Annotated in this window: 11 protein-coding genes; 7 read left to right on the forward strand and 4 right to left on the reverse strand. The window is 59.5% G+C overall.

The genetic code is table 11. From position 1 onward, the window contains the following. Window positions 1–26: 26 nt before the first annotated feature. The 3 genes from IIC71_11525 to IIC71_11535 are packed head-to-tail and all read right to left on the reverse strand — an operon-like array spanning window position 27 to window position 4,570. Entirely contained in the window at window positions 27–434 is a 408-nt protein-coding gene (locus IIC71_11525; protein MCH7669808.1) for a hypothetical protein, read from the reverse strand. Next, a complete protein-coding gene (locus IIC71_11530; GenBank protein MCH7669809.1) occupies window positions 427–1,818 on the reverse strand; it encodes a hypothetical protein in 1,392 nt (463 codons plus the stop codon). Before IIC71_11530 ends, IIC71_11525 begins: the two co-directional genes overlap by 8 nt. Beyond that, window positions 1,811–4,570 carry a hypothetical protein gene (locus IIC71_11535; GenBank protein MCH7669810.1) on the reverse strand — a complete coding sequence of 920 codons (2,760 nt, stop codon included), beginning with the start codon at window positions 4,568–4,570 and terminating at the stop codon, window positions 1,811–1,813. The genes IIC71_11530 and IIC71_11535 overlap by 8 nt, the downstream gene beginning before the upstream one ends. 19 nt (window positions 4,571–4,589) lie before the next feature. Between IIC71_11535 and IIC71_11540 the strand changes: the two genes are divergently transcribed. The 4 genes from IIC71_11540 to IIC71_11555 all read left to right on the forward strand — a co-directional run bounded on the left by IIC71_11540 (window position 4,590) and on the right by IIC71_11555 (window position 8,578). Further along, entirely contained in the window at window positions 4,590–5,543 is a 954-nt protein-coding gene (locus IIC71_11540; protein ID MCH7669811.1) for a YvcK family protein, read from the forward strand. Next, the gene (cofE, locus tag IIC71_11545; protein MCH7669812.1) at window positions 5,533–6,228 is read left to right on the forward strand and encodes a coenzyme F420-0:L-glutamate ligase; all 696 of its coding nucleotides are present in this window, start codon (window positions 5,533–5,535) and stop codon (window positions 6,226–6,228) included. The genes IIC71_11540 and cofE overlap by 11 nt, the downstream gene beginning before the upstream one ends. Before the next feature lie 3 nt (window positions 6,229–6,231). Next, window positions 6,232–7,107, forward strand: coding sequence for a formamidopyrimidine-DNA glycosylase (locus tag IIC71_11550; GenBank protein MCH7669813.1), 876 nt, complete (start codon window positions 6,232–6,234; stop codon window positions 7,105–7,107). Between the two features lie 139 nt (window positions 7,108–7,246). Then, window positions 7,247–8,578, forward strand: coding sequence for a UDP-glucose/GDP-mannose dehydrogenase family protein (locus tag IIC71_11555; protein ID MCH7669814.1), 1,332 nt, complete (start codon window positions 7,247–7,249; stop codon window positions 8,576–8,578). An 83-nt stretch (window positions 8,579–8,661) separates the two neighbouring features. Here IIC71_11555 and IIC71_11560 read toward each other — a convergent pair whose 3' ends face one another. Beyond that, window positions 8,662–9,351 carry a sugar transferase gene (locus IIC71_11560; GenBank protein MCH7669815.1) on the reverse strand — a complete coding sequence of 230 codons (690 nt, stop codon included), beginning with the start codon at window positions 9,349–9,351 and terminating at the stop codon, window positions 8,662–8,664. 257 nt (window positions 9,352–9,608) lie between these two features. On the opposite strand from IIC71_11560, the gene IIC71_11565 reads away from it, so the two are divergent. From IIC71_11565 to IIC71_11575, 3 genes are all read left to right on the forward strand, one after another. Further along, entirely contained in the window at window positions 9,609–10,760 is a 1,152-nt protein-coding gene (locus IIC71_11565; protein MCH7669816.1) for a glycosyltransferase, read from the forward strand. Between the two features lie 65 nt (window positions 10,761–10,825). Beyond that, entirely contained in the window at window positions 10,826–11,782 is a 957-nt protein-coding gene (locus tag IIC71_11570) for a sulfotransferase (protein ID MCH7669817.1), read from the forward strand. A gap of 7 nt (window positions 11,783–11,789) precedes the next feature. Continuing rightward, a partial coding sequence (locus IIC71_11575; GenBank protein MCH7669818.1) for a hypothetical protein occupies window positions 11,790–12,491 on the forward strand: 702 nt, incomplete at its 3' end.

A 12,491-nucleotide genomic window follows, 5' to 3' on the forward strand; every position in this document is an offset into this window, starting at 1 on the left:
AGGACCCTCCATGCGCTGATCAAATCCTACGAGTGCGTTTCGCTAACGAGATCGCATGATCTTGCTGCCCGCTCGAGACTTCGAATGCTCCATCGCGACAGCCGACCGCCGCGCTGCCACACGACTCTTGCGTCTTTGTCGATCAGAAGTGTGAGCGGGACTGCGTCGATTCCGAGCGTGTCGAGCGTGCCCGATTCGAGTTCCCAGGTGATCTCCCTGAGAGGGATTGCGAGGGACCGCAGCACAGTAGCTACATCCTTGCACCGAGGGCACTCGGTCGACGAGAAGAGGACTACACCTGCGGGAAGTGCGGTGGTGTCGACTGTGACCGCACCAAGGGTCACGGTTCCGAAGCGGTTTGCTAGGAAGGTCGCTAAGACGACGGCAGCAACTACGAACAAGACGAAAATAAGTCGCGTGGCAGTGTCATCCATCGATGTCGACCCCGCTGATGAAAGCTATTCCGTCCTCGGTCTGTTGCGACCATCCCACGGTGATCGGCCGCGTCGCGTCTACCTGCCACCCTGCAATTGACAGATCGAACGGCATTGCTACGCGATCGATGCTGCCGCCAGGGAGGACGATCTTGCGTTGCACACCGCTCTGGATACCCAGGGGTGTGAGCAAGATCGTCGCAGGCATGTCACCAGCGTTCATCAACCACATCACCGACAGTCCGCTCGCATCGCTCGCCGGCCCGGGGACCAACCATGAGGTTGCTTCGTGAGGAAGCCCACTCACGGCCGCCAACGGTCCCGGCGCTGCATCCAAGGAGAAGTCCGTTGAGCCGCCCTCCTCGTCTTCGACACTCGAAGACGCGAGCGGTCCGGCGACGACCGCCGAGGCGATCGGTTCGCTGGCTCGGACCACAATCCCAAACGACTCGCCTTGAAAGTCAGTAAACGCTTCGCGCCGCGGTGTGAGTGGGTCGAGAACAAACCTTCGTACATCTTGAGCCGTACCGTCCCGTGTGAGAACGGTGACGGTGACGTCGACGGCTACGTCGCCGGTTGCTGCTAGGACGAGTTCGGTTTCGAGTTGTTCGTGAGACGCGACAGGAAAGAACCACTCATCAGCGGTCCCGGTCGCGGGCCATACGGCGGCGCCACCTTCAGTCGTGAGTAGACCGGAGGGAAAGACGGTTCCGTCGGTGGTCGTGATCTTGAGTATTAGGTCGTCGAGGTTTTGGGCGATCGCGGTGAAATCCACGTCCACCCATCCTCGCCCGGCAACCGGCAGCGAGTCGAAGTCAAGGAGCTCGAAGGCGCCGAACTCGCTCACGGCCGAAATCGATACGAATGCGGTGTCAGGGAACGGGTTGTAGAGGCGTATCCCAAACCGTCGGCCGGCACGCGTTGTACCCCCAACGAGCCACCACTGGTCGGGAGCTGCAACCATGCACGCGTCCTCAGCAAACGACCCATTGCCATCGACCGTGGCTGACACCGTCGCGGGACCTGCTTCGAACTCAACCGACGTCGGAGAGGCACCCTGCAAGACGATGTCGGTAAGTCGTTGCGTGCGAGCGCCCGCGTTGGTTATCGCGATCGAGCGCCGGGATGGCTCCTCTCCTGGCAGTGGGCTCGGCACGCTCACCGCGATCCGAGCGGTCGAGAGTGTGACGAGTTGCAAAGTGGTTGTCGCCACCGACCCGGTCTCAGCCCAGGGACAAAACCACACAGTTGACCCGGCTGACGCACCGAGGTCGGGTGGCTCCGGTCCGTCGAAATCGGGACCCGGAGGTCCGGAGGGTCGGTTGAGTCCAGCAGCCGACACCGCAAGGATGGCTATGACGAGAACAGCGACCAACCTACGCATCTGTTGACCTTCCCCACCATGCGACCGCGGCGAAACCTGCCATTGCGAGCAGGGCGCCGTAGGCCCGTCGTCGCGTCGAAGGGCGATACGCGAACGTGATTTCGCCAGACGATCCGTCAACAGAGTTCCCCCATGATTCTTGCTGCCAAGAATTCAGGTCCCAGTAGGAGTTCGGATTCACGCCAAGAAACACCGCCCCATCGGTGGACGGGCCGACAAACCCAGTGCCGCGGACGACCCACTTTTCGCCGGTGTCCGAGACGACAGCGCCCGGTGTTTCCGGCATGGCGAAAGCAACGCTTTCGCCTGCCCCAACAGCGTCTACATCGAGCTGGCTGCGCAGCACCGCCTCGAGTGGCGATTCGTCAACAACCACTGCCCAGCCGATTCCCATCGCCGCCAGTCTCGCTCCACCGCGAAACTCGTTGCCGTCGATCATGTCACCGAGAATCCTGTCGAGTGCCGCGTCGCCGGTAGACGCGCGACCGAGCTGTAGATCCCAGATCTCCTGGCCGGATGCCGGTATGACCCGGTAGGTCGCGCCGCGAATTTCCCGGACGTCCCCTGGGATGGTTTCAGAATCTCCGATGACAAGAACCTTGGTTGCGGTGTCCTGAGGTTCTGAGCTTGTTATGAATGCCGTGGCGTCCACAAGCTCTGAAGTCTCAAATCCGATGCGTCCACCGATGACGGCGATCACTATCGATCCCGCTAGTGCAACCATGCCGACTCCGACGACGACCACGCCGACGTTTGTCCCACCCCGCCGCTCGGTGCCGACCGTGTCCATTGCCACTGCGGCTGCAGCGCCGACACCGAGCGCGGCCAAAGCAATACCGGCAATGCTCACAGCGCTGCTTGCGTCGATACGGGCGAGCAGCACACCAGCGGCTGCGACAATTCCAGCCCATGTAGCGACGTCTTTCATGCGGTCCGAAACGCCCAGAACCGAACCGATTACGACGGCCGCCATGCCCCCAGCGACGATCGGTGAAACATCCCAAAAAAACGACCCAGTCTTTACCCACGCGGACGGGTCATCCAAGGCCATAACCCATGGCAATATCGACACGACGCCGACGCCAATCCCGATGAGCGCCGGCACAACACCGATCCATGGAGTGGAGCCGCGCGCAGCCACAACGAGCCACACAAACAACACTCCAAAGAGTGCGAGAGCAACCCCCGGTTCCGCCATCATGACCAACCCGGATGTGACAGCAACTCGCGAAAACCATCCGAAACGCTGCTTTGCGCTTCGTGGCAGGGGGCGAAGAACCGCAAGGACCGCCCACGGGAAGAACCCCAACGCAACGGTACTTCCGATCAGACCCCGGTTGGCAAATTCGGCCGCGGCCGGACCTGCGGTGTACCCAATCCCACCGATAACACCTGCAACCGCACCCACGCCCCAGAGCTTCAACAGTCGGGCCATTCCCCACACTCCGGCGGCGATGGTGACGACCAGGACTACCGCGTATGCAAACGCGGAGGAAAAGGGAAGCACCTTGTCGGCTATTCCAAAGAGGCCAATAATCGGCGGAAGTGGGTCACCAGAACCAAAACCGGCGGGATTCCACCCACCTGCATATGCCCCGAATAGGTCTCCGTCAACGGGCAACGGACCGTTGAAACCCGACACAACCGTTCCGGCGCTGACAACAGTTCGAGTCACAAACAAAACAAACAGTGTTCCGAGTCCGCCGGCGACGAACGCCGGCTGACGCAGATCTTCAGTCAAGGTGTCCACATCGAAACCGCCGCGGTCGACAATCCTGTCGCGCAGCGCGTCCATCACACCGATCCCAGTACTCCTTAGTGCAGCGGAACCCGGCACCTGGAACCTGAACAGTTCGGCATCGCCTATGCCCTTGACTCGCACCTGTCTCGTGGCGCGCCTTCTGCGAACGGCCTCCAAGCTGTGTACGACGTTCCACACCCAAGCTCGAAGGGTCGACGGACCAGTCCAGGGGCGAGCAAAGAGAGTGCCCACAGCTTCAATCACACCAATGAGAAGACGCATTGGCAGGGCCCACGAGAGCGTCAGGACCGAATACGACGTGATCATCGACTGTATGCGGTCGGCCTCAACAGCCCACCGCTTGGCTTTGACCACGCCGGACGAAACGTGAGCGACCGACGATGGCGCTGTCACAATCCGAGCCCCGGCAAGTCTGGCGCGGTTGCAAAAAGCAAGGGCGGCGCCTTCGTTCGTCAGCACCCTCTCATCCACGCCGATGCCCTTCGCCAGATCGCGACGTACAAGTGCGGATAGCAGCAGAACCCCGGCGACGTCACGCAAAACGTCGTACTGTCCCTGGTCCACCTCACCGTGCCCGAGCTCAGTGGCGTCGACGCCAAAAACGTCGGTCGTCATCCCAACAGAAATGAGCGTCCGGTCATCAGCGGAGATCAGCTTCGATCCCACGACCGCGGCGTCGTGTCGCTCCGACTCCCCCACCAGAGCGTCAAGGGCAATCGGATCAGGGATCACTCCAGCACGCAGAAACCAAACATACTTTATGTCGGTGTCGGCGCTCGCGAGAAACAGCGCCGCAGACGCGTGCCACGGCACGCCGAGGACTCGGGCCTCTTCGCGGACGCTCTTGTCGCCACCGACAACGACAGCCGTCACCGACTCGTACAATTGGGAGCGGACAGCAACAAGCGTCTCGGCGATCATCACGGGAGTGGTGGCAGAGACGACGGCAACGACGCGGCTGACCGATTGAGTCTCGGGAGGTGAAGACATAGCGGACATTCTGGGACCGATGGCCGATATACGCAATCTATCTCTAGTTGCGCTCTGCGGCGGAGTCGGTGGAGCGCGCCTTGTGAACGCGATTGACAAGCTTCTACCGGCGGCCAATCTTGTCGCCGTGGTGAACGTGGGCGATGACGAACCGCGCTATGGGGTTCACGTTGCTGCCGACCTCGACACAGTCGTGTACACACTTGCGGGCATTGCGGGACCCCACGGCTGGGGGATCGATGGCGACACAACTACGGTTATGGACACGCTGTCGAGATTGGGAGTCGATACGACATTCCATCTCGGCGACCGAGACTTCGCCCACTGCCTTTGGCGCTCCAACCAACTCGCCACGGGAGCGGCTCTTTCGTCGGTAACCTCCAAGCTTGCGTCAACGCTTGGGGTGCGCCCGACGGTGCTGCCGGCGTCGGACGATGTCCTGAGCACTTGGGTGCAGATCGATGGGATCACATGGATCTCGTTTCAGGAGTATTTTGTCGACAGGCACCACCGAGACCGAGTGACCGCCCTCGACTTTCGTGGAGCAGCGGACGCATCTCCTGCTCCGGGCGTGCTCGATTCAATCAGCCGCGCCGACGCGATCGTGATCGCACCCTCGAACCCGCCGCTATCGATCTGGCCGATGCTCGCCATGCCAGCGTTGCGTAACGCGGTGGAAGCGCACCCATGTGTGATAGCGATCAGCCCATTGTTTGCGGGAGCCGCCCTAAAAGGCCCGGCCGCCAACGTCCTTGAGTCCCTTGGTGTTGGATCAGGAACGTCGTCCATCTTGGCCGCGTACGAGGCTGTCATCGACTACCTGATCGTCGACACCGAGGACGCCGCTGACGTTGCCTTGTCGAACGAAGGTGTACAGGTCAGCGTCTGCGAAACTCATCTGACGCCCATAGGTGAGGCGACGGAGCTTGTCGAGCACCTCTCCGACATTGTACGAGGAAACCATGCGGATTGAAGTGTGGGGGGTAGAAGGAATTGGCGAGGTTCGTGCCGGCGACGATGTTGCTCAAACCATTGCCGACGCGATCGCGAAGCACAAAGATGGGTTGGCCAACGGCGACGTTGTTGTGGTGACTCACAAGATCATTTCCAAAGCGGAGGGTCGCATCCGGCCCGCGGCGAACGAGGAAGAATATCGACAAGCAGTCGAGGACGAAGCGGCTGAGATCATTCGTAGACGCGGACCACTTGTTATTGCCCAAACCCGCCACGGCTTCATTTGTGCAAACGCAGGCGTAGACCGTTCCAACGTAGAAGGTGACAATGTCGTGCTTCTTCCCGAACGTCCCGATCGGTCGGCTCACCAAATTCGGATGCGGCTCAAAGAGGTGTTCGGTCGAGATGTCGGCGTCGTCGTGAGTGACACGTTTGGGCGACCATGGCGTCGGGGACTCACCGATGTCGCGATCGGGTGTTCCGGGGTCGTCTCAATTGTTGACCTCAAGGGGACGCTCGACATGCAGGGACGAGTCCTCGAGGTTTCTGAGATCGCGGTTATCGACGAGATCGCCGCGGCTGCAGATCTGGTCATGGGCAAGGCGAGCGGCGTTCCCGTCGCAGTGATCCGCGGACTTAGTGTCGCGGGCAATGGTCGCGCCGCAGACCTGGTCCGTCCCGCCAACGAAGACATGTTCCGCTGAAACATGCCTGAAATCGAAGCGTACCTCCACGCCTTGGCGTCGAGAATCATTGGAGCAACGTTGAACGAAGTTCGAGTTGCGTCGTTTTCGCTTCTCAAAACATACGACCCACCGACGTCCGCGGTTCACGGCGCAGAGATCTCAAAACTCTCGCGCATCGGTAAACGGATCGTTATCGAGACCGACCGATCCATCGACCTCGTGATCCATTTGATGGTTGCGGGCAGATTGCAATGGAACGACACACCGAAGCCCGTCCCCAAGAGGCGTGGGCTTGCGGCGTTCGACTTCTCCACCGGATCTTTGCTGCTCACCGAAGCGGGCACCAAACACAGAGCACGGCTCCACATCGTGAGTCACGACATGCTCGATGAGCTCGATCCCGGCGGACTCGAGATCGCCGAATCGACCGCCGACGAGTTCGCGACGGCGCTGCTTAGCGAGCGTCATACGCTCAAGAGAGCGCTCGCCGATGCTCGGTACATTTCAGGGATCGGTGGTGCCTTTGCCGACGAGATTCTGTTTCACGCCAAACTTTCGCCGCTTCAGATGAACACGAATCTCGACAAGGACGAGCTGTCGCGCCTCCACATCGCTGCGGTGACGACACTCGACACTTGGACCCAGATCCGAATCGAGGAAACCGGCGCAGATTTTCCCACCAAAGTCACTGCGTTTCACGACGGAATGTCGGTGCACGGCAAGTTTGGCGAACCATGCACCGTCTGCCACACACCCATCCAGCGGATTTCTTATGCTTCGCGTGAAACGAACTACTGTCCATTGTGTCAAACGGGTGGTACGGTCCTCGCCGACCGGTCGCTTTCGCGCCGGCTCAAAGACGACTGGCCAAGAAGTGTCGAAGAGTTGGAGGGTTGACGCGGGCGCGGAGCGCGGAGTCGATTCGAAAGTAACTAAACACTTGTGGTCGGTCCACCGAAGTAGAACTAGGAAACAAACACCGCGTGTCTTTCGGCACACTCGGCGGACAAGGAAAGATCAACGAATGCAGGACCGGCTGAAAATCGCGGTTGTAGGCAGCGGCTACGTGGGTACCGTCGTGTCAGCGTGTTTCTCGAAAATCGGCCATGAAGTTGTGGGGATCGAGATCAACCCGGAGAAACTCACCCAGCTACAGGCTGGCATTCCACCATTTTGGGAAGGTGGACTCGACGAGTTGCTCTCCGAGCAGGTCACGTCGGGGAATCTGAGATTCACCGACAACATGGGGGAGGCGTTGAGCGGGGTCGACGTGATTTTTCTTTGCGTTGGCACACCGTCGGGCTCCGACGGCCACCCCGACATGTCTTACGTAGTCGAAGCCGCACGTGCTATCGGCCAGGAAATCAAGGGCCACAACGTGATTGTGACGAAGTCGACCGTACCGATCGGATCGGGCATGTGGCTCGACGCCACCATCGACGATGCGCTCGCCGACGCTGCGTCGGATGCGACGTTCTCCGTGGTATCAAACCCAGAGTTTCTGCGAGAGGGAACAGCTATCCATGACTTCCTCCACCCCGACCGGATCGTGCTTGGCTCACAAGACCAGGCCGCAATCGATCTTGTGCACAAGGCGTACCAACCGATCCTCGATCAGAGTTTCGAGGGAGGCCTGTCCGACGTTCACCCCGCCATGGTGCACACCGGACTCGTCACGGCAGAGACGGTCAAGTACGCCGCCAACGCTTTCCTCGCCACCAAGATTTCGTTCATAAACGAGATTGCCCAAATCGCAGAGCGCGTCGGCGCCGACGTTTCCGATGTGGCCAAGGCGATCGGACTCGACTCAAGAATTGGCGGCAGCTTTCTCAACGCTGGCATCGGGTGGGGCGGTTCATGCTTTGGGAAGGATCTCGACGCTCTAGCGGCGATCGCGCGCGACTATGGCCTTCACCCAAGAATTCTCGATGCTGTACGGGACGTAAACGCCGCACAACGCCGCAGCGTCGTGGAAAAGCTCCAATCTCGACTCAAGACGCTGCGCGGTAGACGAATCACGCTTCTCGGACTGTCGTTCAAACCAGGCACGGACGACCTCAGAGACGCTCCCGCAATCGACATCGCTGCGCGACTCGTTCAGCTAGGCGCCAAGGTCACCGCATACGACCCAGCCGTGAAGGCGATGGACGAAGTCCCCGAGGTGCTCATAAAAGATGACGTATACTCCGCCGCGGATCGGGCAGACGCGATCGTACTTGTCACCGAGTGGCCCGAGTTCAGGGAGATTGACTGGTCGCGGGTGCAGAGCGTCATGCGTGGCAGCTTCGTCCTGGATGGACGCAATTCGCTTGATTCGGTCGCGCTCATAGCGGCGGGCCTTGACTATGCGTCAATCGGTGGCGGCTGATCGGCCCCCGTCAGTAACTCTATGAAACCAATATCGGGCGGCTTAGCGCTCCCGGCCTCGCACCGTGGAGAGCAGCTGAAGCTCTAGAAACCGGTCCGCTTTCCCATTGCGGCGGGAACGGTGCGCCACAGAATCTGGAGATCCGTAAGCAACGAGATGCGTTCCAAGTACTCAATGTCCATATCCGTGGCCTCGTGCAATGGTATTTCGCCACGCTCAGAGACCTGCCACAGGCCGGTAATGCCGGGCTTTACGACGTGACGTTGATGCTGCCAGGGCTCGTAATTGGCGACAATACTGATCAGTTCAGGCCTCGGCCCAACGAGACTCATGCTGCCGAAAAGAACGTTCCAGAACTGCGGCAACTCGTCGATGCTGTATTTGCGCAAGAATTTCCCGAACGAAGTGACGCGCGGATCGTTCTCTGACTTGTGAGTGAGCCGTCGGTCTGGACCCACATAAGAGACTGGAGTTGAACGCCTATCCGCGTTCATGGTCCGCAGCTTGAACACTTTGAACGACTTGCCATCCTTCCCGACCCGGTCTTGCACAAACAAGGGGCCGCTTCCCATTGTGAGCCGGATCGCTACGAGCATCGGAATGACAACCGGAATCGTCACGATGCTAAGAACCAGTCCACCAACGCGGTCGAGTATCGGCTTGACAAACCGAACATAGCGAGGTGACGCTACACGCGCAGTGACCACCTCTACGGTTGCAGATGGTATTTCGCCTACCGCGACCAATCGATCGCCGAGTTCCCCTGACAACATGCCAACCCCTAACCTAAGCCCAAAATAGCCAATCGAGACCGGTTCCCCGGAAACAATCCCTTCCTTATCCCTACGATTACTCCCAAGCCGAGAAAGCAACCACGCAGCGTAGTACCACTGCGACCACCTTATGTAGTATTGCGAATACTACGAGGAGTCTTAGTGTTTCGTCAATGGGACCAGCGCCTCATTTTTTGGCGCACAAAGTGACTACCCGCAGCATCACCATACCTATAACACATCGTAAAGAAGAGTCAATGAAAGTCCTTCAGATACATACGAAATACCGGCAAAGCGGTGGCGAGGACACCGTCGTGCAAGCCGAGGCAGCGTTGCTGCGCGACGCCGGTCATACGGTCACGCTGTTCGAGGCCCAAAATCACAGTGGGCGTGCAGCAGTGGTCCAGTTGGGCGCCGCGGTATGGAATCCCCGCTCAGCAAAGAGACTGGCAGAACACATCGCGTCCGACCGACCCGACGTTGCACACATCCACAACACATGGTTTGCAATGTCGCCGTCGGTTGTCCGCGTGCTACACAAAGCCAACGTGCCTACTGTCATGACTCTGCACAACTACCGTCTCACATGCTCAAACGCACTTCTTCTTCGCGACGGGAAGCCATGCGAGAAATGTGTGGAGGGGTCGGCGCTTCAGGCCGTTCGATACGGCTGCTATCGGTCGCGGCCAGAGTCGATGATCGCAGCGATCACTATCGGCGTGCACCGACAACGGGGTACATGGGAGGACAACATTGACGTGTTCCTTGCGCTCACCGACTTCATGAAGGCCATCATTGTCCGCTCCGGAATCGCCGCAGAAAAGATCGTCGTCAAACCGAACTCCGCGCCTGACCCAGGACGACGCCCGGAGGCGGTCGCCAACTCAGACACGGTCGTGTTCGTAGGAAGGCTCTCCCCTGAAAAGGGGATCGACCGGCTGGTGGAGGCTTGGAACGTATCGACGCCTCCTGGGCTGCGTTTGAAAGTCGTCGGCGACGGACCACTCCTGCGGGATCTGGAAAAGCAGGCGTCGGCGTCGATCGAGTTTGTTGGCTCGGTCCCCTCAAGCGAAGTCCAGAAACATCTCCTGTCAGCGCGCGCTCTGGTTTTTCCATCTATTTGGTACGAGGGCTTTGGGTTGACGATCGTCGAGGCGTTTGCAGCGGGTGTTCCAGTGCTCGCGAACAACCTCGGCGCCATGTCATCACTGGTGAAACCCCTCGGCTCGGACTGGCTGCTTGAGGATCGGCGATCCTGGCCGAAGGCTCTCGCTGACCTGGCGGATTCCCGACGCATAGCCGCCAGCGGCAGTCTCGCTCGAAAATTGTACGACAAGATGTACACGGGCCATGCGAACCTGTTGGCGCTCGAGGCAGCGTACGCCCGGGCTGTGGAAGAAGGCCCGTAAAACGCCATCAATGCCGCACCGACTTACGACTTCACTCGCAGATCGGTTGTTCCGTAGGTTTGGTAATGTCCCGTACGACTGATCGAGAAACGATGTCACAAACCGACCCCAACTCAACCGCGGCCCGAATCCGGGTTCTCTACGTTGTGGGCAGCGGCCGGTCAGGGTCAACGATCATTACAAATATCCTCGACCAATACTCCGGCGTGGTGAGTCCAGGTGAGTTGTACTACCTTTGGGATCGAGGACTCATCGCAAACGAGCGATGCGGATGCGGAAAACCGCTGCAATCGTGCGAACTCTGGCATCAGATCATCGAAGAAGCCCTCGGGACTGAAACGGATCCGCTAACAATGGTGCGGCGTCGAAATATCACTGTGAGGACGCGGCACATCTTCAACGTGCTCTTCGGGCGAAAGTCGCAAGCTCGCCACGAGTTTCTTGATTCCGTGGCCAGCGTGTACCGCGCGCTCGCGGACCGTACCAACGCCACTCTCATCGTCGACTCCTCCAAGGTTCCGGTCTACGGGCTGGCACTGGCAAAGGATCCTGCATTCGCTGTCCGTTTCCTCCATCTAGTGCGGGACCCGCGGGCCGTTGCCTATTCTTGGCAACGCCGGAAAGACCGACTTGTCGGAGAGGAGCCCGCCTTTATCACCCAGCACTCGCCGTACAAGAGTGCGATGATGTGGTTCGGATGGAACGGTATCGCCCAGCTCCTTTGGGGACGCTCGGACAAATATCTCCGAGTGCGTTACGAGGACTTCACCGAATCGCCTAGGGAGACGATCTCGCTCATACTCAGGCACGCCGGCATCGACGAGACCGGCCCGTCGGCGTTCACCGACGCAACAACGGTGCGGCTCGAACCATCGCATACAGTCTCGGGGAACCCGTCTCGCTTCGCAACCGGTAGCATTTCGATTCGTCGTGACGATGAGTGGACGGTCAAGCTTGCGTGGAAGAGCCGAGTCATTACCGTGGCGTTGACTTGGCCGCTGCTGCTCTGGTACAGGTACTGAGCCGACAGTGACGCTACAAAAGCTGCAACGACGGACGGTCACGACACAGCCGGTCGGCGGGACTCGATTTGCATCGTTGCTGATGTTCGCGATTCTCGGCTACATGTTTTTTGATCGCGCGTTTGCATGGATTATTCATGTTCCGGGCATTCCGGTTTTCTTGGGGGAGGTGGTGCTGGTTCTTGGGGTCGTTGAACTCGTTCGCGGTCGACCTGCGTTTAGATTCCTCGTTGCGCGAACCGCCACCGCGAAGTGGGTAGCTGCGTTTTTGATCATGGGTTTCCTGCGGCTCGCCGCGGATTTCGGGACCTACGGGATTGATGCGATTCGAGATTCTGCAATCTTCTACTACAGCGCGCTCGCTCTGATCGTCGCGACTTACGTGATGGTTAGGCCTGAAGAGATCCAACGAGCGATGCTCCGGTATGGCCGTGCGATTCCGTGGTTCGTTGTGTGGGCGCCGATTGCGGTTTTCGTAGGACGCACCTTCGTGGCGCAGGCTCCGCTAATTCCCGGATCGCTGACTTCGGTCGTGTCGTTCAAGGGAGGTAACTATGCCGTGTGGCTATCGTTAGCAGTGGCATATCTTTGGCTGGTCGAAAAGCCGTCTACCGCGCAAGCCGCCCGACGGCGCTCGTACCTGACCGCGGCGGCGATAGGCGGGATCTTCGTAGCGGGCACCCAAAACAGAGGCGGATTCCTGGTCGGC

This window comes from Acidobacteriota bacterium, assembly GCA_022562055.1.
Taxonomy (GTDB): domain Bacteria; phylum Actinomycetota; class Acidimicrobiia; order Spongiisociales; family UBA5794; genus BMS3BBIN02.